The sequence below is a fragment of the Nocardia sp. NPDC051929 genome, from assembly GCF_044548645.1.
GTDB classification, from domain to species: domain Bacteria; phylum Actinomycetota; class Actinomycetes; order Mycobacteriales; family Mycobacteriaceae; genus Nocardia; species Nocardia sichangensis.
In genome coordinates this window covers 249,878-268,326 of the sequence record NZ_JBIUCG010000002.1, presented here as the reverse complement: position 1 = coordinate 268,326, position 18,449 = coordinate 249,878, and the positions used below count along the sequence as shown (strand labels likewise).

Here is an 18,449-nt window from a genome sequence, read left to right as displayed (position 1 = left end):
CCCCCGGACCGGCGTGTCTGCGGCAGAAGGTGGCGAGACCGTAGGCCGTGGGGCGAAGATCAGGACATGGCGGATGGACTGGAGCCGTTCACGTACTCCGAACTCGGCGCGACCCGGGGTGTGGCGCCGGAGGGCTATCACGGGTTACGGCTGCGGCGGCGCATCGGCCGGGGACGCGCGCTGTTCGAGCAGGCGGGGGCGCAGATTCTGGCCTACCGCGTGCAGAAGGGCACCGGGATCTTCCGATCCGCCGATACTCCGACGGCCGAACCCGGCACCGCCGTCACCGTGCGGCTCGGAGTCGGGCCGTTCGGGATCACCGCTCCGTGCCGGGTGGTGTACGTCCTCGACGAACCCGACCGGCGGGGTTTCGCCTACGGCACCCTGCCCGGGCACCCGGCCTCCGGTGAAGAATTGTTCGCGGTCGAGTACGACTCCGCCGACGACATGGTGTACGGGCTGATCGTCGCGTTCTCCCGCCCAGCCACCTGGTACACCCGGCTCGGCGGACCCGTGATGCGGCTGACCCAGCGCTTCGTTGCGGGCCGATACCTCGCGACATTGCCGACGTCCGATTGAACGATGACGGAACGGCCGTACGTTCGGAACAACCGAAAAGTGCTTTGTATCAGAACTTTTGATCAACCAGCAGGGCAGCGACGACGGGGCGATACTGTTCCGGTGACCGGCGAACCCGAAATGGCCGAGGGTCCTGTGAATTTCCCTGTGGACAGCGATCCGGCCTCGCCCATTTACGGCGAGGCACTCGACAGCCGTGCCGAGATCCAGGAGATCATCGAATCTTCTCGACTGATGGGCGTCGAGTCCCTTTCGTTCGACCAGATGATGACCTACATCACGGCGAAGCGCGAATACCAAGCATCGGCCTATGCCGACACCGAGGCCGTCGACCGAGCTCGGCGCGACCATGAACTGCAGGCGGAGTCGCGCCGCACCGAGCTGATCAAAGAAGAGGCGGAGGCGAAGAACAAGATCCTGGAGGCGCGCTACCGCGCAGGACTCGCCGCCGCGCTGGTGGCGGGCACGGTGGCCGGAGTCATGTTCGGCATCGTCAAAGGTCTGCCCGCACAGGAACTGACGCAATACCTGGCGCCGGTGTCGGGCCTCGCCGGGATCGTGGTCGGATATTTCTTCGGCCGCGAGGCGAGATGAGCGAAGCGCGAACTATGGTGTGACGATCGCGAAATCGGGGTCCGGGGCGTCGAAGATGTCGACCAGTTCGGCGAGCTTGGTGACGTCTCCCTCGATGACGATGTCGCCGGCGGCCGCCGCGACGCCGAAGTCGTCGCCGGCCAGCAACACGCGGATCAGTGTTGCCTTGGCCAGCGTGAAGGTGGCATCGGCTTCCGGCAGGGACATGCCCGGGGCGACGTCGAAGTGGGTGAGGCGGCCGTTGCGCAACTCGAGCCGATGGGTGCGGTCCTGGTCGGTGAGGATCCAGTCCGTCACCAGCCGATGGTTCCACGCCTTCGGGCCGTCGACGCGCAACGCCAGCGCGTCGAAGATCTGGTCGACGGACAGCGCCGCCGCCATGGTGGCCGATTCCGTCTTGGTGGGCGTGCCGAACGAGCCGTAGCGCAGTTCGTAGGCGCCGCTGAGATAGAAGTTGCGCCACGTGGCGTTCTCCGCGCCGTAGCCCAGTTGCTCGAACGTGCTGGCCTGCAATTCTTTCGCGGCGTCGTTGTCCGGATCGGCGAAGATGACATAGTTGACCACCTGCGCCACCCAGCGGTAGTCCCCGGCGTCGTAGGAGGCCCGCGCTTTGCGGAGCACTTCTTCCGCACCGCCCATGAATTCCACGTGCCGCCGGGCGGATTCGACCGGCGGATGCTCCCACAGATGTGCGGGGTTGCCGTCGAACCACCCCATGTAGCGCTGATAGACAGCCTTCACGTTGTGACTGACCGAGCCGTAGTACCCGCGCGCGTGCCAGGCCTCCTCGATGGCGGGCGGGAGGGCGACCAGCTCGGCGATCTCCGCGCCGACGTAGCCCTGGTTCAGCAGGCGGACGGTCTGGTCGTGCAGATACCCGTACAGATCCCGTTGCAGGGAGAGGAACTCCACCAGGCGGTCGGTGCCCCAGGTCGGCCAATGGTGCGAGGCGAAGACGACGTCGGAGTCACGGGCGAACAGGTTGATCGCCTCGGTCAGGTATTTCGCCCAGACATGCGCGTCACGCACCAGCGCGCCGCGCAACGTGAGCACGTTGTGCAGGGTGTGGGTCGCGTTCTCCGCCATGCACAGCGCGCGACGGTCGGGGAAGTGGAAATTCATCTCCGCGGGCGCTTCGGTGCCGGGCGTGAGCTGGAAGACCATCCGTATGCCGTCGATCGTCTTCTCTTCCCCGGTGGCGGTGATGTCGACGGTCGGGGGGATCAGCGTGACCGTGCCGACCGACGTGGTCTGGCCCAGCCCGGAGCCCACCGCGCCCAGCGGACCGCGCGGCAGCACGGCGCCGTACATGTACCCCGCACGGCGCGCCATCGCCGTGCCCGCGTAGATGTTCTCCGCCACCGCGTGTTCCAGGAATCCGGCAGGCGCCAGTACCGGGCAGCGTCCCGTCTCGACCTCCTCGGCGGTGATGACGCCGCAGGCTCCGCCGAAATGGTCGGCGTGCGAATGCGTGTAGATCAGACCGGTCACCGGGCGGTCGCCACGATGCGCGCGGTAGAGCGCGAGACCGGCCGCGGCGGTCTCGACCGAGATCAGCGGATCGATCACGAGGACTCCGGTCTCGCCTTCGACCAGCGTCATATTGGATATGTCGAAACCACGGATCTGATAGATGCCCGCGCACACCTCGTACAACCCCTGTCGCACCGCGAGGCCGGACTGCCGCCACAGGCTCGGATGGACCGAGGGCGGGCAGGGTTCGCGCAGGAACGAGTAGGAGTCGTTGTCCCAGACGACGGTTCCGTCTTCGGAGGTGACCACCCCGGGTTCCAGCGCGGCCACGAAGCCGCGATCGGCGTCGGCCAGGTCGGTCCTGTCGGCGAATGGCAGCGCGGCGATCGCACGCTCGTGCTCCGCGACGATGAAGCCGCTCGGCTCGCTCGCTGTGCACATTGTCGTCCTCCTGTCGTCTCGGCCAACTTTGCTGGGCCGCTACCCGATCAAGGCAGCGGTTCGAGAGAACCGGCCGCCGCGGCGGCCAGCGCGACCACGACCACGGCCGCGGCCGTCGCGGCGATGACGCGACCACCGTGGGCGTAGCGGCCCCGGCGAAGACCGCGGTTGCGCAGATAACAAGCCCCCGTCAGCGCCGCCATCGCGATCGCGGCTCCGATGGGCGCGACCGCGGCCGCACGCCATCCGCTGCCGAGAGCCTGATGCAGGAACAGCGTGCCGACGACCATCGCCGACACGGCGGTGCGCCGCCACGCCAGTGCGGTGCGTTCGGCGGATAGATGTGGCGCGCTCACCGCAGCAGCACCGCCACCGCCGCCAGTACCGAGACGATCGCGATGCCCGCCGACAGGATCGGCACCAGCACCGTCTCCGGCAGCGGATCGCCGCGCCGCATGGCCACGCCGATGCGCCGCCAGTGCCCGTACGCGCCGATCGCGACGACCGCCGCCAAGACCAGGCAGCTGAGCGCGATCGCGCGCCGCAATCCCGCGATCCGGAACGACTGAACCAGTGTGTGCACCGCGACGCCACCGGCCAGCAGTCCGAGCGAGGTCCGCATCCAAGCCAGGAAGGTGCGCTCGTTGGCGAGCGTGAAGCGGTAGTCGAGCTCCTCCTCACCCTCTTCCCCTTCGGCTCCGGGGTTCGGGTTCGGGAGCGTCACGCCGCCTCGGTTCGGGTCGAACGACATCGGGCGTCCGCCCACCTGCGCCTCGCGAGGGCGACCCGCTCGCGCCCCGCGGGTCTGCATGTCGTTGCGCCAGGCGGTGTTCCGATGCGCAGGAGGACGCCGGACTGCACGGTGGTCACGACACACCACGCTAGTGGGGATCGGGGCAGCTCGCGGCGCACCATCACCGGCGGCGGGAACGCGACCGACTCCGTCACGTGTCCTGAGAATCTTGTCCGGGCGAGCACACTGACCATCGAGCGGTCCGGTCGGCCGGCCGAAGACCCGAACGTTTCTGAATAACTCAGCAACCAGAGTTTCGGCGCGTATCCGGTACCGGAAATCACTTGCGCAAGCCACCCGAAATCGTGCGATATCCGCTGTTCACAGCGCCCATCAGCGACGCAGGTCCGGTCGGCGACGATCACGGGCACACTCCATAACTTAGAGCGCTGGCAAACAATCCGCTAAGCCAGGCTAACCGCAGCCGCGCCGGACCGTCCACGTACCCCACCCGCCCGTGACCGGGTGGTTATGCGGAAGGCACGTCAGATCGAGATCGCGTCTTCGAACGTCATCGCCAGCCGCGAGACGGACGACGACATCGACGCACGCCGCGGCAGACCGAGCGACCGGAGTTCCGCGGCGATCGCATGGTCGCCCAGCGTCAGCTCCGCCCCGCCGAAACGCGCACGCATGCCGGAAGGCCGCATCTCCCAGCGCGTGCAGCGAGTGACGCCGTCGATGTGCGAGTAGGCGTCGAACGAGGACGCCGCGGCGCGACCGTTCGGGGTCGCGAATCCCGGCCGCACCGTGAGATCGGCGATGAGCTGCCCGTCCTGGTGCAGCGCGCCGCTGCGCGTCCGGCCGTCGTGATCGACGACGAATTCGGCGAGTTCCTTCGGAAAGCCCCAGATGCCACGCCCTGCGGCCAAAGTGAACTCGCCGTCCACCGGCAGCTTGTGGATGAACACGCCGGCCTGCCCGGTCACCAGCGCCCGCAGGTCGCCGATTCCGGAGGGCGCCCCCGCGGTGTGGTGGCGCACCATGAACGAGACGCCGAACTCGTTGTACGGACCCAGATCGCCGTCGACGTAGTCGACGAAGACCAGCGTGCACATCGCCCGCCCGCCCGGGAGCCGGAGAATCCCCAAGCCGGAGTAGTCGATGAGGCGCTGCGCCCGTTCAGCGGGCACCAGATAGGTGGCCATGAACGCGTGCGCGAGCCGGATGCGGACCGGCATGCGCACCTCTCGGCCGAGAACGGTGTGCGTGCTCACGTCAGACGCCTTTCTGCGCATCGGCGCTCGGGCGCGCCGCGTGGCCATGCGTGATCCGGTACCGGATCACGTCTATAGAACACGTTTCAATTTATCGGCACAATCCCGATTTTCAGCCCGTTTCAACTACCGATAACCTGTTTCATGTTTGTTCAGCGTCACCCCCGGGCGATCCTGCCGCCCGCGACTCTTGCCCGGGTTCCCGCAGGTTGCGCAGGCGAGCTTCCAGGCCATCGAGGACGCAGAGCAAGCCGAAGTCGAACGCCATCGCACGCCCGGCCTCCTGGTCGGTCGGCACGGTCGCCCGATAGTCCGCCAGCATCTCGGGATAGTCGCCGGCCACGTCCTGCATCACGCGCAGCACGCCGTCGGCGTCGATCTCCATCCCCTCGGATACCTTGTCCCATGCGATCTCCGGAATCACCTGGCCTAAGACGAAACACATCACCGTGCCGCTCGCCAGATAGATGTCCACGCCATGAAAACCCGCCCGGACGAACGCGCGGCGCAGCCGATCGCTCAGACGCAGCGAGTTGGGGCCGATGCTCGGCAGTTGCCCGACCAGCGACGCCATCCATGGGTGCTCCCTGATGGACGCGCGCAAGTTGTAGGCGAAGGTGTTCAGCAGTTCACGCCAGGACGCCTCCTCGGGCTCCGGGGTCCGGACCAGACCCCAGAACTCGTCGAGCACCAATTCCAGCAACTCGTCCTTGTTGGAGACGTGCCAGTAGAGACTGGTCGCCCCCGCACCCAGTTTCGCGCCGAGCTTGCGCATGCTCAGCGACTCCAGCCCCTCGGCGTCGAGAATCTCGACGGCCGCCGCGATGATCTGCTCGCGGCGCAGCCCGGGCGATTTGGGCTGGCGCGGCTGCTTGGTCCATACCGACGCGAACTGCTTGGTCACAACACGATCTTATAATCGCTCGCACACTGTTCGAGTTTCTCGTACGCTGTGCGAGTGGAATCGAACATTGTGCGAGACCCCCGGCGCTGGTGGGTCCTGGGGGTCCTCTGTCTGTCCTTGCTGGTGCTGATGCTCGACAGCACCGTGCTGAATCTCGCCATCCCCTCGCTGATCCGGGAACTGGGCGCGACACCGTCGGATGTCCAGTGGATCCTGGACGCCTACGTGCTGGTCTTCGCCGGGCTCCTGCTCACCGCGGGCAGCTTGTCCGACCGGTTCGGCAGGCGACGAGCGCTGATCACCGGGCTCGCCGTGTTCGGGATGGCCTCGCTGGCCGCCGTACTGGCGACCGAACCGTGGCAGGTCGTGGCCGCCCGCGTCGCGATGGGCGTCGGTGGGTCGCTGTTGATGCCGTCGACGCTGTCGATCCTGATGACCAGCTTCGCCGAGGACGAACGGCGCACGGCGATGGCGGCGTGGTCGACGGTCTCCATGGTCGGCATCGTCGCCGGTCCCACGCTGGGCGGCTTCCTGCTCCAGCACTACTGGTGGGGATCGGTCTTCCTGCTCAATATCCCGGTGGCGGCGCTCGCGATCATCGCGGCCGTCGTGCTGATGCCGGAGACCACCGGTGAGCAGCGACCGGTCGACATCGTCGGCGTCGTCCTTTCCGTCGTGGCGCTGAGCGCCACGGTCTACGTGATCATCGAACGGGAATGGAACTTCGGCGTGCTCGCGCTGGCCGCTGTCGCGGCGACCGCCTTCGTCATCTGGGAGAGCCGTTCGGCACATCCGATGCTGCCGTTGGCGGTGTTCCGCAGCCGCGATTTCACCGGCACCTGTTTCACCCTGTTGCTGATGGTCTTCGGCATGGGTGCGGTCATGCTGATGCTCACTCAGTACTTGCAGTTCGTACTCGGCTACGGCCCGATGAAGGCCGGACTGGCGTTGCTCCCGTACGCCGTGGCCGCCGCGGTCTGCAACGGCCTCGGCGCGACGCTCGGCAAGACGCTGAGCAACAAGACACTCGTCGTGTCCGGCCTGCTCGTCATGGGAGTGGCCTTCGGCATCCTCGCGCTCGGGAGCGGATATCTCTGGGTGCTGGTCAGCATGCTGGTGATGGGTGTGGGCGGCGGCTTGGCGGGTCCGGCCGCCTACGCGGCCATCATGAGCGCCATTCCGCTGGAGCACGCCGGTGTCGGCTCCGCGATGAACGACACGATCCAGCAAGTCGGCATGGCGATCAGCATCGCCGTCCTCGGTAGCGTGCTGGCCGGTGTGTTCACCTCGAACATGCCCGCCGACGCGCCCGACACGGCGCGTGAATCCATCGGCGCCGCCTTCCAGCTCGGCTACGTCGAGCCCGCCAAGGACGCCTTCACCGCCGCGATGTCCACGGGCGCGTGGATCAGCGCCGGATTCAGCATTGCCGCCGCCGCGCTCGGCGCGGTGCTGCTGCGCGCCCGGCGTCCGCAACCGGCCGAGCAGCCGGATCCCGCTCCGGTCGCGCACGGCTGATCGTTTCGGCGGGCCGCGCCGGGCAGGTGAGATCACCGTCCGGCGCGCCGCCGCCTGATTCGACGGCCACATTCGGTTCGCGCAGAATAGCGATTCCGATGTCATCTCGCCTCCTCCGGTATGAATGATTCCGACCCGGAGGCTGATGGCCTCTTGCGCTTGCTCCGAGCAGAGTTGGTTGTGTGTTCACACTGAGGCCTTCAACAAACGAGGGCTGGTGAAGCAATCAACCACTGGAGACACATCATGATCACGAACAAAATGCGCGTAACGGCGGCGGCGGTAGCGCTCGCACCGATCATCGCCCTCGGGTCAGGTTTCGCTTCCGCAGCCCCGGACGTAGCACCGGGACCGGTGCAAGTGGCGGACCATCCGGTACCTGTTCAGGTCGAGCCCGCGACACTGGGCCTGATTTGGCCGCTGGGCATTTTCTGCGCTCCTCTGTTGCTGCTTCCGCCGGTGGCCAATGCGGTTGCCGTGGCCATTTGCGCCGCCTGATCGCGTTTCGTCATAAGCTCGTCGAACACGAGTGCGCCTCGGGCGTAGACCCGAGGCGCATCACTTCTGACCATCGATTCCCGTCCCGATGAAGAAATTCGTTTCGAGCCGTATCCCTGCCACGTGAACATCTGGGAATCGACGGTGACGCACGGACAAGTGCGGTTGAATTACCGGATGACCAAGTTCAGGAAACTCGTGGGCGCTGCGGCGGCATTCGCCGCGCTGACAGCGCCGTTCGGAGCACCTGGGACCGCGCAGGCCGCGACGCCATCCGTGCTGGGTGGCGGCTCCGGCATCGTCGTCGGCGGTCAGAACATCTGCACTCTGACCACGATCGGACGCGACTCCGGTGGTCGGCTGGTCGGGTTCACGGCGGGGCATTGTGGTGGGGCGAATGCCGCCATCGTCTCGGAGAACGATCGCGATGCCGGCACCCTCGGCACCATCGTCTACGCCAACAACGACATGGACTACGCCGTCATCGAATTCGATCCGGGGAAGGTGACGCCGGTCAACCAAGTGGGCGGAACCACCATCACCGGCCTGGGCGGACCGGCTCGATTCCCGGACACCGTCTGCAAGGAAGGCAGGACGACCGGCCGGACCTGCGGGCCTGCCTACGGCGATATGTTGACGGGCGGCAATTCGACGTGGAGCCAAACATGTGTCGCCGAGGGAGATTCGGGCGCTCCGCTCGTCGTCGGAACGACACTCGTCGGCATGGTCAACGGTTACTTGGGGGTGCCGTGTCTCGGACCGGAACTCGGCGCCGACATCACCGCGGTCGTCGCGGACGTGAATGCACGCGGCGGGGCAGGGTCCGGTTTTCAGCCGATCTGATCGGATTTCATTTCGTTCCCAGCCGGAGCCTTACCTCTCCTGGTCGGTTATGATGCCGAATTCGATAGCGCGTTCGACCAGGAACAGCCTTTTCTGGTTCGGGGGTAAGGCTTCGACCTGGAATATCCGGAACAGCGCCCGCATATGCGTCTTCACCGTGGACAGACTCAGACACAAATTGTCCGCGATCTGCCGGTTGGAGGCGGGGTACGAGTACGCGTCGCGCGCGTCGTACGGGTGACACAGAGCCTCGAGAACCACGTACTGGGCCGGGGTAAGGGAGTTTCGGGTCGGCAATGGTGAATGGGCGAGAGTCATTTCCTCGTCGAAGGACTCGTCGACCCGCAAGACGAATACCGATCGACCCACGCGAATCATGTCGCCGGAACCGAGCTTCCGCCGACCGCCCACACGTTCGCCATTGACGAATGTCCCATTCTTGGACAATCCGTCGTCGACGATGGTCCAGCATCCGCCCACTCGCTCGAGAATGGCGTGCAGCCGGGACACGGTCGGGTCGGAAGTCACGATGATGTCGGCGGCGACGGAGCGCCCGATCGTCATCCTGGACGCGCCGCCGTCGAGGGAGATCTCCCGCGCCCCGTCCGGTGCGGCGGGCTGCGGCGAGGCGGAAGCGATGGCCGAGCGTCGCCACGCGGACTGCCCCACCAGTGGGTACAGTTCGCGACGCAGGGCCTCCGGTCCGCTGGACGTAGACATCGCTCGTCTTCCCACTCGAAGTACGCCGTGAACTGCGGGCACTGATTCGCTACCTCAAGGGTGCCCTTTCTCAACGCCGATCACATGCGTATTCGACTACTTCGCTGCGCGAGCGAGGCGGTACCGGACCGCAGTGCACGACAATGAACGGAAATCCAACCGACCGGTCTGAATAATGCTGCCTCCAGCGTGGGGCAGTAAGAATGGTCGAGATGAGCGTCATCATTCGACCGCGCACCGAGGGTGATCTCGACGCCTGCGCCGCGGCACTGCGGCACGTCCACGACAGCGATCGGTATCCGGACGTGTGGCCTGCGAACCCGGCAGGCTGGCTGTCGCCGCCCAAACTCCTCGCGGCCCTTGTCGCCGAACACGACGGAGCGGTGGTCGGGCACGCCGGACTCGGCACGGGCGGCGGAATGCCGGAGGTCGTGCGCGAATCGGTCGGCGCGGAGACTGTCGTCTCGGTGATCCGGCTGTATGTCGTCCCGGCCGCGCGCCGGGTGGGAGTGGGTTCGCAGTTGCTGACCGCGACTGCGCGCATGGCCGCGAGCCTGGGGCACCGTGCTGTACTCACCGTGGCCTCCGACAGTGGCGCGGCGATAGCGATGTACGAGCGGCACGGTTGGCGGCAGGTGTACAGCGGGCTCGGCGGTTGGCATACCTCGGATGGACAAGAGGCGCGGGTGCATTACTACGTCAGCCCGTGACGGGTCGGATGTTGTCGCTTGTCCACTCACTCCCTTCCGGGAGATCGCGGCCTGCGACGATGCCGGGTGTCGTAGTGGCGGCGCGCGCCGCCTGGGCGGAACCGGCGACCGCACTGCGAAGGTGCGGGTTCGGCAGGGGCGCGACGAGCAAAATGGATGCGGCTCACTCGATAAAGCCCACACGGCCTCCCACGCACACGCGCCGGCAGGCAGGCAAGCTAAGGCACTGGCCCCGCCCACACTCGCACAGTCCAGCAGGCCAAGAGCACCGGCCGCCCACACTCCGGTAGGCCAACGCACAGGCCACGCCTCCCTCACCCACACTCTCCAGCAGGCCCACGCACGAACCGCCGCCCCCACACACTCCAGCAAGCCAAGGGCACTAGCCGCCCACACTCGCACACGCTTCGGCAGGGCAAAGCACGGACCGCCGCCCCTCACACACTCCAGCAGGCCAACACACGAACCGCCGCCCCCAGACACTCCAGCAGGCTTACGCACGAACCGCCCCCACGCACATTCCAGGATGGCCAGCACGGGCCGCCAGCACTCGCACACGCTCCAGCAGGCCAACCACACAAACCACCGCCCCAGACACTCCAGGATGGCCAGCACGGCCCGCCAGCACTCGCACACGCTCCAGCACAGGCCAACACACGAACCGCCGCCCCCACGCACACTTCAGGATGGCTAGCACGGGCCGCCAGCACTCGCACACGCTCCAGCAGGCCAACCACACGAACCACCGCCCCCAGACACTCCAGGATGGCCAGCACGGCCCGCCAGCACTCGCACACGCTCCAGCACAGGCCAACACACGAACGCGCGCCTTCACGCACACTCCAGCAGGCCCAGCGGCGCGCCACGGGGCCGCCCACACTCTCACATGCTCCAGCAGGCCAACACACGGACCACCGCCCTCCCGGCAGGCCCAGCGGCACGCCACGGGCCGCACGCGCTCCAACAGGCCAAAGCATGGGCCCCGCTCACTGTGCACGTACGCGCCCGCTGGCGGTACCGGAGGACAGCGTGCCCGGCCATCCGACCGGTTGCCGACGCCGTGATTGGCGTCGACAGCCGGGCTATTTGTCGTCGCCTTCAAGATGCCGCCGTCTCCGCGTGACCCCAAAGGGCCGAAGCCGATGGACGCCGCGTCGCCGAAGGTGAGCTGCATGCACTCGTTCGCTCGGCCCTCACCCGGACCGATCACTTGGGTATCGGCGAAACCAACGTGCACGCACTACGCCCCGTCGCCGCCACCGCCCCACGAGCGGGTCAGGCGCGGGGGTGAGCCTGGTCGTGCACCTTCTTGAGACGGTCGATGGAGACGTGGGTGTAGAGCTGAGTGGTGGCCATGCTTGCGTGTCCGAGGAGTTCCTGGACCACGCGCAGGTCGGCACCGCCCTCGAGGAGGTGGGTCGCCGCGGTGTGCCGCAGACCGTGCGGCGCCAGGTCCGGTGCGCCGGGGATGGCCGAGACCACCTCGTGCACAACGGTTCTGGCCTGGCGCTGATCCAAGCGCCTGCCGCGGCGGCCGAGCAGCAGCGCTCGACCCGAGTCCGCGGTGGCGAAAGCGGGGCGTCCGTAGCGCAGCCAGTTGCCTACCGCCTCGTCGGCGGGCGTGCCGAACGGCGCCGAGCGCTCCTTGTTGCCTTTGCCGAGCACCCGCACCACGCGCCGCTCGCGGTCCACGTCTTCGATGTCCAGCCCGCACAACTCGCTGACCCGGATACCGGTGGCGTACAGCAACTCCACGATCGCCCGATCGCGCAGCGCCATCGGATCGCGCTGCGCGGCACCGGATTCCGCCGCGTCCATGGCACCGAGCGCCTGTTGCCGCCCGAGTACGGCGGGCAGCACGCGATGCGCCTTCGGCGACCCCAAACGCAGTCCGGGATCGACAGGCAGCCGGCCGGTCCGGGTGAGCCACGCGGTGAACGTGCGCGCCGATGACGCCCGCCGGGCCACGGTCGTGCGCGCCGCACCCGTGGCGGCTTGCCGGGCCAGCCACGAACGCAGCAACATCAGGTCCAGTTCGCGAATCGCCGAATCCGCCGATCGCGCGTACAGATGCTCCAGCAAGGATCGCGCGTCCCCCAGATACGCGCGCACCGTGTGCTCCGAGCGGTTGCGCCCGAGCCGCAGATGCCTGCCGTACTCCGTCAGCAGCGCTTCCAGATCTTCGGGCAGTTCCTCCATGCCTCCACCGTCCCCACCCGTGGCCCGGATGGCAAGCGACCGCGCCGAACACGCTCATCGACCCCGTACCGTTCGGTGCCAACCGCTTTCGTCACTGGACACCAGACCCGCCAATTCGAGAGCGGACAAAGTCGCACGGACCACCGGGAGCGACAATCCGCACTGCCGGGCGACCTCCAGTGGCAGTCGTGAGCCGATTCTCGGCAGCGCGGCGAAGACCAGCGCGTCGTCTCCGGTCAGCTGATCCTCCCGATTGCCGCCCGCTGCCGTCGCGGGGATCGACAGCCGCAACGGTCCGGCCTCGTCGACGACTTCTTCGGCTCGGGTCACCAGCAGGGCTTCGCCGTCGCGGATCATGCGGTGACAGCCCACCGAAGCGGCCGAGGTCACCGGACCCGGCACGGCCAAGGCGGGACGACCCATGCGGCGTGCCCATTTGACGGTGTTGCGCGCGCCGCTGCGCAGGCCCGCCTCGACGACGAGCACGCCGTCGGCGAGAGCGGCGATCAAGCGGTTCCGGGCCAGGAACTGATGCTTCTGTGCGGTGACGCCGGGCGGGTATTCGCTGACGACCAAACCTGATTCGGCTATATCGGCCAGCAGGCGTTCGTGCTGCACCGGATAGGGCCGGTCGATGCCGCAGGCCAGCACGGCGATCGTGGAGCCTTCCACCGCCAGCGCTGCCCGGTGCGCCATGCCGTCGATACCGAACGCCGCTCCGGACACGATGGTCCACCCCTGCGCGGCGAGGTCGCCCGCGATCTCCCCCGTGACCCGGTTTCCGTAGCCGGTGCTGCACCGCGCACCGACCACCGCCACCGCGCGTTCACTGGATTCCAGCAACGAGCGCGGGCCACGTACCCACAACACCAGCGGTACCGCGCCGTCGCGATCCTTGCCCGGCTCGAGCTGGGCGAGACCGAGCATGCGCCAGGCGGGCCATTCCGGATCGTCCGGCGTCACCACGCGCCCGCCGATCCGCTCGACGGTCTCGAGATCCCGCGCCGCGAGGTGGATGTCGCGCCGCTGCGCCGTGGGCCCGCGAAGCGGCTCGGGCAACGCGCACTCCCGCACGGCACGGGCCGCCTCGACAACCCCGACCGACTCGATGAGCGCCGACAGCGGAGCACACGGCCCCTGCACCACGCGCGACAGATACACCCACGCGAGCCGCGGGTCGTCGCATTCACCGGACGACGATCCCGCTCCGCTCACGGGCACACCAACCACCGCAGGCGCATCTACGACCCCAGGAACGCCCGCCGCTGCCGGCGTCTCGACAACCGGTACTCCGTTCGCCGTAGCAGCCACCTCCGCGAGCACAGAGCGATCCGCGCCTGCACTCGAGTCCCCGACTCCAGAGACCGCCACCATCGCGGGCACCTCGACAACGGCAGGCACATCCACCTCGCGCCATTCCGCATTCCCAGCCACGTCTACAACCACGGACAAACCCGCCCGGGCAGGCAGATCTATTGACGCGGGCACGTCCACGGCCTCACGCGCCTGTCCGACACCAGGAACAACCACCTCGGCGACTGCAGGCGCATCTGCGGCTGCGCGCATGTGGGCCCCCGCCATTGCCCCGAAGACCACAGGGGCGCCGACAATCGCTGGCAGATTCACGACGCCGGATAAATCAATGCTTCGAGGCATGTCCACCACCGCGGGCGCATCGGCGGCCACAGGCGCACTGCCGGCTGCACTTGCGTTCGCGCCCGCAATCACGTCCGCGCCCCCAGCCACATCCTCGGCGGTAGGCACATCGACCGCCACACACGCCCTATCGGCTGCAACTACGTCCGCGCCCGCAAGCACGTCCGCAACCCGAGGCCCGTCCTCGGCGGTGGACACATCGCCGACCACACACCCGCTGTCGGCCGCAGTTGCGTTCGCGCACGCAAGCACATCCACGACCCCAGCCACACGCTCGGCGGTAGGCACATCGACCGCCACAGGCAGGTCGTCCGCGCCTTCGGGCGGCACTGTCGCACTCATTGCGCACCCCGCTGACGGAAGTTCAACGCGGACAGTACGTCCTGCGCCGAGGGCAGCTCGTCGCCGCGCAGATCGCATATGGTCCACGCGACGCGGATGGCTCGGTCGGCACCCCGCGCGGACATGCGACCGAGGCGCAACGCGGCCTCGACCGGAGCGAGCGATTCGCGCGGCAACCGGAATCGTTGACGCAGGATGTGGCCGGGAACCTCAGCGTTGGTGAGCCATCCGTATTCGCGCCACCGGGCGGCGGCAGCGCGCCGTGCGACGGCGACCCGGCCGCGGACCACCTCGCTGCTCTCGGCCGCATCGGTGCTGAACGCCGCGCCGGACTGCCCGTGCATCCGCACCCAGATGTCGATCCGGTCCATCAGCGGACCGGACAATTTGCCGAGATAGCGACGGCGAGCCAGCGGCGCGCAGATGCAGTCGACGTCGCGCGCCGGAGCACATGGGCACGGATTGGCCGCCAGCACCAGCTGGAAGCGGGCCGGGTACCGCGCGACACCGTCGCGCCGGGCGATGCGCACTTCCCCTTCTTCCAACGGCGTTCGCATCGCTTCCAGCACTTTCGTGCCGAGCTCGGCACATTCGTCGAGGAACAGAACACCGCGGTGGGCTCGGCTGACCGCGCCCGGCCTGGCGGTCCCCGATCCGCCGCCGATCATCGCGGTCACCGAGGTCGAGTGGTGCGGGGCGACGAACGGCGGCGCGGTGACCAACGGGTGATCGCCTGCGAGTGTGCCCGCCATGGAGTGGATGGCGGTGACCTCCAGCGCCTCGGTCTCCGTGAGTGGTGGCAGCAGCCCAGGAAGACGTTGGGCCAGCATGGTTTTGCCGATGCCGGGCGGCCCGGTCAGCAGCAGGTGGTGCCCGCCCGCCGCGGCCACCTCCAAAGCCCAGCGGGCTTCTTCCTGCCCCACCACCTCGCTCAGATCGCCGCCGTGGCGCACCGTGTCCGGCAGGTCGCCGTCCGGCTCGTCGAGCGCGCCTTCCCCGCGCAACCAGGCCACCACCGCGCGCAAACTGCGCGCCCCGAAGACCTCGATGCCCTCGACGAGCCCGGCCTCCGCCAGGGTCACCGCGGGCACCACGACGGTCGACCAGCCCGCCCTGCGCGCGGCGAGCACGGCGGGCAGGATGCCGCGCACTCGCCGCACCCGTCCGTCCAGCGCGAGTTCGCCGAGCAGCACCGTCTTCGCGAGCCGTTCGGAGGGCACCGAGCCGGACGCGTCCAGCACGGCGATCGCGAGCGCCAAGTCGTACACGCTGCCCAGCTTCGGCAGTGTCGCGGGCGACAGCGCGAGAACCACCCGGCCGTCGGGCCACTTCTCCCCCGAGTTCGCCACCGCGGAGCGGATCCGGTCACGGGATTCCTGCAACGCGGTGTCGGGAAGCCCGACCAGGTGGACCGATGGCAGGCCCTGTCCGATATCTGCCTCGATCTCGACGAGCAGACCGTCCACGCCGGTGACGGCGACCGAGTGCGCCCGCCCCAGCGCCATTCAGAACACCGCCTCGAGATGGTCGATGACCGGCGTACGCCCCCGCGCCACCAGCACCGACACCACGTCGAACCGGATGCGCCGCCACGGCCCCTCCTGCTCGGCCAGCCACAGCAGCGCCAGCCGCCGGATCCGCTGCCGCTTGGCGAAGGTGACCGACTCCGCGGGTGTGCCGTAGCCCAACCCGGAGCGGGTCTTGACCTCGACGAACGCGGTCACATCCCCGTCGCGGGCGATCAGATCGAGCTCGCCATATCGGCACCGCCAGTTCCTGGCGACGATCTCCATCCCCGCGGCGCGCAGAAAGTCCGCCGCCAGTTCCTCCCCGTGCGCGCCGAGCGCCTGTTTGTCCGTCACCCGGCCAGCGTGCGCCGCAGCCGGATCAGGTCAGCGCCGCCGACCTGGGGAATCGGAAAATCTGTTGATAACCGAGTCGCTGTGCAGAACGCCGGGCGGGCTCACTCGGGCAAGCGCAGGTCCGGCTTCTCCAGCTCCTCGATGTTGACGTCTTTGAAGGTGATGACCCGGACGTGCTTGACGAAGCGGGCCGGGCGGTACATGTCCCAGACCCACGCGTCGCTCATCCGCACCTCGAAGTACACCTCGCCGTCCGCGTTCTGCGGCCGCAGCTCCACGGAATTGGCCAGGTAGAAGCGGCGCTCGGTCTCCACCACGTACGAAAACTGACCGACGATGTCCTTGTACTCGCGATACAGCGAGAGCTCCATCTCGGTTTCGTACTTCTCGAGGTCCTCGGCACTCATCGGGTGGGACGTCCTCCTTCTCGCCGCATCGCGTCGTGTGGTGACATCATCGCGCATGCGCTGCATCGGTAGCTACTCGGCCAGCCGTACGCCCGTTCGGAAACTGCTCCGACAGCGCCTCGTCCAAGCCCTCGGCCAGTACGGCGTCCGCGACATCGGCCGCCGCCGCGACCGGGCGCAACCCGGCGGCTTCGCGTACGTTGCGCCAGGAGCGCCGGTGCTCGCTGCTCGGGCCGAGACGTTGCAACGCGGCGGTGTGCTCGGGCGTGTTGTAGCCCTTGTGGGCGGCGAATCCGTAGCCGGGGAACCGCCCGTCCAGCTCGACCATGATGCGGTCCCTGGTGACCTTGGCCAGGATGCTGGCCGCCGCGATGCAGGCCGCCGCACCGTCGCCGCCGATCACCGGCAGCGAAGGCACCGGTATGCCGGGCACCCGGAACCCATCGGTCAGCACGTAGCCGGGAGTGCGCCGGAGCCCGGCCACGGCGCGGCGCATCCCCTCGATATTGGCGACGTGGATGCCGATCGAGTCGATCTCCCAGGCCGGGATCACGACGACCTGATAAGCGAGTGCCAGACGGACGATCACCGGATACAGCTCTTCGCGAGTGGCCTCGGTGAGCTTCTTGGAGTCGTCGAGGCCGGCCAGCCTGTCGTAGGCCTTCGGGGCCAGCAGGCACGCCGCCACCACCAGTGGTCCCGCGCAGGGGCCGCGCCCCGCCTCGTCGACACCCGCGACCGGCCCCAGACCACTGCGGATCAACGCCGCCTCGAGCGTGCGCAATCCTCCGGCCCTGCGCATCACCACACGCGGCGGCCAACCGTTACCCACCGGCACTCGACCTTGCCCCACCGTTCAATTATCCAGCGCCTCGCGTGATCAGTTCTGCTGGGGATTCTCCGAGTGCACCGGACCGATCCGTCCGGGCGGCCAGATCTTGAACACCGCCTTGCCGCGGACGTTCTCCACGGGGATGGTGCCCTGCAGTTCGTCGGTGATGTGGGCGCGGGAGTCGGCGGACTGGTTGCGGTTGTCGCCCATCACCCACAGATGCCCTTCGGGCACCTTCACGGGCTTGAACTCGCGGCCGCCGGACGCGTTGTAGGGCTGGCCGGGCACGTACGGGGCGAGGTACCGGGCGTACGGCTCGTCCAGCGGCTTGCCGTCCACGATGACCCGCCCCTGCGGGTCGCAGCACTCCACGGTCTGGCCGCCGACCGCGATGACGCGCTTCACCAGATCGTTCTCGTCCGGCGGCACCAAGCCGAAGAAGGAGAAGAAGTTCTGCACGCCACGGACTGCGGGATTGTCCGAGCGGATCGACTGGTAGCGGGTGTTCCACGACGGCGGGCCGACGAACACGACCACGTCGCCCGGTTGCGGGTCACCCCAGTAGTAGCTCAGCTTCTGCACGTAGATGCGGTCGCCGGTGCATCCGGCGCATCCGTGCAACGTGGTTTCCATCGACTCCGAGGGAATCACGTACGGCCGACCGACAAAGGTAACCATCAGCGCGGCGATCACCGCGGCGATCACGATGAGGATCGGCAATTCCTGCCAGAACGGCCGCTGCTTCTTCTTCGATCGCCGCTTGGCGCGACCCGCCCGCGTACTCTCGTCGCCCGATTCGGACACCGATACCGACCCACTTTCGTCTGCCACGCCGAACAGATTAGCCCGGCAGCGAAACCG

Annotated in this window: 19 protein-coding genes; 6 read left to right on the top strand and 13 right to left on the bottom strand. The window is 67.9% G+C overall.

Annotated features, from left to right (window positions below):
• Positions 1 to 66: 66 nt before the first annotated feature.
• Both ACIHAX_RS03360 and ACIHAX_RS03355 read left to right on the top strand, forming a co-directional pair.
• Positions 67 to 579, top strand: coding sequence for a DUF1990 domain-containing protein (locus tag ACIHAX_RS03360; RefSeq protein WP_355069919.1), 513 nt, complete (start codon positions 67 to 69; stop codon positions 577 to 579).
• A 3-nt stretch (positions 580 to 582) separates the two neighbouring features.
• Positions 583 to 1,173 carry a hypothetical protein gene (locus tag ACIHAX_RS03355; RefSeq protein WP_364427164.1) on the top strand — a complete coding sequence of 197 codons (591 nt, stop codon included), beginning with the start codon at positions 583 to 585 and terminating at the stop codon, positions 1,171 to 1,173.
• Between the two features lie 12 nt (positions 1,174 to 1,185).
• Here the strand turns inward: ACIHAX_RS03355 and ACIHAX_RS03350 are convergent, their stop codons facing one another.
• The 5 genes from ACIHAX_RS03350 to ACIHAX_RS03330 all read right to left on the bottom strand — a co-directional run bounded on the left by ACIHAX_RS03350 (position 1,186) and on the right by ACIHAX_RS03330 (position 6,001).
• Positions 1,186 to 3,087, bottom strand: a complete 1,902-nt coding sequence (locus ACIHAX_RS03350) for an alkyl/aryl-sulfatase (RefSeq protein ID WP_397275568.1) — start codon at positions 3,085 to 3,087, stop codon at positions 1,186 to 1,188.
• Positions 3,088 to 3,134: 47 nt separating this feature from the next.
• Positions 3,135 to 3,443: a DUF202 domain-containing protein gene (locus tag ACIHAX_RS03345; RefSeq protein WP_355069915.1), complete on the bottom strand. Its 309-nt coding sequence runs from the start codon at positions 3,441 to 3,443 to the stop codon at positions 3,135 to 3,137.
• The gene (locus ACIHAX_RS03340) at positions 3,440 to 3,838 is read right to left on the bottom strand and encodes a DUF202 domain-containing protein (RefSeq protein ID WP_355069913.1); all 399 of its coding nucleotides are present in this window, start codon (positions 3,836 to 3,838) and stop codon (positions 3,440 to 3,442) included. Before ACIHAX_RS03340 ends, ACIHAX_RS03345 begins: the two co-directional genes overlap by 4 nt.
• Before the next feature lie 527 nt (positions 3,839 to 4,365).
• Complete coding sequence (locus tag ACIHAX_RS03335; protein ID WP_397275565.1) at positions 4,366 to 5,097, bottom strand: acetoacetate decarboxylase family protein; 732 nt, start codon at positions 5,095 to 5,097, stop codon at positions 4,366 to 4,368.
• A gap of 142 nt (positions 5,098 to 5,239) precedes the next feature.
• A complete protein-coding gene (locus ACIHAX_RS03330) occupies positions 5,240 to 6,001 on the bottom strand; it encodes a TetR/AcrR family transcriptional regulator (RefSeq protein WP_397275564.1) in 762 nt (253 codons plus the stop codon).
• A 54-nt stretch (positions 6,002 to 6,055) separates the two neighbouring features.
• On the opposite strand from ACIHAX_RS03330, the gene ACIHAX_RS03325 reads away from it, so the two are divergent.
• The 3 genes from ACIHAX_RS03325 to ACIHAX_RS03315 all read left to right on the top strand — a co-directional run bounded on the left by ACIHAX_RS03325 (position 6,056) and on the right by ACIHAX_RS03315 (position 8,860).
• Positions 6,056 to 7,519 (top strand): MFS transporter, encoded by a 1,464-nt coding sequence (locus ACIHAX_RS03325; protein WP_364427176.1) that lies wholly within the window; start codon positions 6,056 to 6,058, stop codon positions 7,517 to 7,519.
• 246 nt (positions 7,520 to 7,765) lie between these two features.
• Positions 7,766 to 8,017 (top strand): hypothetical protein, encoded by a 252-nt coding sequence (locus ACIHAX_RS03320; protein ID WP_039799516.1) that lies wholly within the window; start codon positions 7,766 to 7,768, stop codon positions 8,015 to 8,017.
• Between the two features lie 177 nt (positions 8,018 to 8,194).
• Positions 8,195 to 8,860, top strand: coding sequence for a serine protease (locus ACIHAX_RS03315; protein WP_364427182.1), 666 nt, complete (start codon positions 8,195 to 8,197; stop codon positions 8,858 to 8,860).
• A 30-nt stretch (positions 8,861 to 8,890) separates the two neighbouring features.
• Here ACIHAX_RS03315 and ACIHAX_RS03310 read toward each other — a convergent pair whose 3' ends face one another.
• Positions 8,891 to 9,580 carry an FHA domain-containing protein gene (locus ACIHAX_RS03310; protein WP_355069905.1) on the bottom strand — a complete coding sequence of 230 codons (690 nt, stop codon included), beginning with the start codon at positions 9,578 to 9,580 and terminating at the stop codon, positions 8,891 to 8,893.
• 212 nt (positions 9,581 to 9,792) lie between these two features.
• On the opposite strand from ACIHAX_RS03310, the gene ACIHAX_RS03305 reads away from it, so the two are divergent.
• Complete coding sequence (locus ACIHAX_RS03305) at positions 9,793 to 10,290, top strand: GNAT family N-acetyltransferase (RefSeq protein ID WP_364427187.1); 498 nt, start codon at positions 9,793 to 9,795, stop codon at positions 10,288 to 10,290.
• Between the two features lie 1,275 nt (positions 10,291 to 11,565).
• Here the strand turns inward: ACIHAX_RS03305 and ACIHAX_RS03300 are convergent.
• From ACIHAX_RS03300 to lepB, 7 genes are all read right to left on the bottom strand, one after another.
• On the bottom strand, positions 11,566 to 12,489 hold the full coding sequence (locus ACIHAX_RS03300) for a tyrosine recombinase XerC (protein WP_364427191.1): 924 nt from the start codon (positions 12,487 to 12,489) through the stop codon (positions 11,566 to 11,568).
• 54 nt (positions 12,490 to 12,543) lie between these two features.
• Entirely contained in the window at positions 12,544 to 13,704 is a 1,161-nt protein-coding gene (gene dprA, locus ACIHAX_RS03295) for a DNA-processing protein DprA (protein ID WP_397275563.1), read from the bottom strand.
• Between the two features lie 779 nt (positions 13,705 to 14,483).
• Positions 14,484 to 15,992 carry a YifB family Mg chelatase-like AAA ATPase gene (locus ACIHAX_RS03290; protein WP_397275561.1) on the bottom strand — a complete coding sequence of 503 codons (1,509 nt, stop codon included), beginning with the start codon at positions 15,990 to 15,992 and terminating at the stop codon, positions 14,484 to 14,486.
• Positions 15,993 to 16,349, bottom strand: a complete 357-nt coding sequence (locus ACIHAX_RS03285; RefSeq protein ID WP_364427202.1) for a YraN family protein — start codon at positions 16,347 to 16,349, stop codon at positions 15,993 to 15,995. It abuts the gene before it with no gap.
• 101 nt (positions 16,350 to 16,450) lie between these two features.
• The gene (locus ACIHAX_RS03280; protein WP_011210678.1) at positions 16,451 to 16,756 is read right to left on the bottom strand and encodes a DUF2469 domain-containing protein; all 306 of its coding nucleotides are present in this window, start codon (positions 16,754 to 16,756) and stop codon (positions 16,451 to 16,453) included.
• A gap of 46 nt (positions 16,757 to 16,802) precedes the next feature.
• Positions 16,803 to 17,609: a ribonuclease HII gene (locus tag ACIHAX_RS03275; RefSeq protein WP_397275559.1), complete on the bottom strand. Its 807-nt coding sequence runs from the start codon at positions 17,607 to 17,609 to the stop codon at positions 16,803 to 16,805.
• Between the two features lie 27 nt (positions 17,610 to 17,636).
• Positions 17,637 to 18,419 carry a signal peptidase I gene (gene lepB, locus ACIHAX_RS03270; protein ID WP_355069897.1) on the bottom strand — a complete coding sequence of 261 codons (783 nt, stop codon included), beginning with the start codon at positions 18,417 to 18,419 and terminating at the stop codon, positions 17,637 to 17,639.
• Between the last annotated feature and the right edge of the window lie 30 nt (positions 18,420 to 18,449).

Bases quoted from the DNA above. Each gene is read 5' to 3' on its own strand.
- ACIHAX_RS03360 (WP_355069919.1), top strand. From the start codon at position 67: ATGGCGGATGGACTGGAGCCGTTCACGTACTCCGAACTCGGCGCGACC.
- ACIHAX_RS03355 (WP_364427164.1), top strand. From the start codon at position 583: ATGACGGAACGGCCGTACGTTCGGAACAACCGAAAAGTGCTTTGTATC.
- ACIHAX_RS03350 (WP_397275568.1), bottom strand. From the start codon at position 3,087: ATGTGCACAGCGAGCGAGCCGAGCGGCTTCATCGTCGCGGAGCACGAG.
- ACIHAX_RS03340 (WP_355069913.1), bottom strand. From the start codon at position 3,838: ATGTCGTTCGACCCGAACCGAGGCGGCGTGACGCTCCCGAACCCGAAC.
- ACIHAX_RS03320 (WP_039799516.1), top strand. From the start codon at position 7,766: ATGATCACGAACAAAATGCGCGTAACGGCGGCGGCGGTAGCGCTCGCA.
- ACIHAX_RS03315 (WP_364427182.1), top strand. From the start codon at position 8,195: ATGACCAAGTTCAGGAAACTCGTGGGCGCTGCGGCGGCATTCGCCGCG.
- ACIHAX_RS03310 (WP_355069905.1), bottom strand. From the start codon at position 9,580: ATGTCTACGTCCAGCGGACCGGAGGCCCTGCGTCGCGAACTGTACCCA.
- ACIHAX_RS03305 (WP_364427187.1), top strand. From the start codon at position 9,793: ATGAGCGTCATCATTCGACCGCGCACCGAGGGTGATCTCGACGCCTGC.
- ACIHAX_RS03300 (WP_364427191.1), bottom strand. From the start codon at position 12,489: ATGGAGGAACTGCCCGAAGATCTGGAAGCGCTGCTGACGGAGTACGGC.
- ACIHAX_RS03290 (WP_397275561.1), bottom strand. From the start codon at position 15,992: ATGGCGCTGGGGCGGGCGCACTCGGTCGCCGTCACCGGCGTGGACGGT.
- ACIHAX_RS03280 (WP_011210678.1), bottom strand. From the start codon at position 16,756: ATGAGTGCCGAGGACCTCGAGAAGTACGAAACCGAGATGGAGCTCTCG.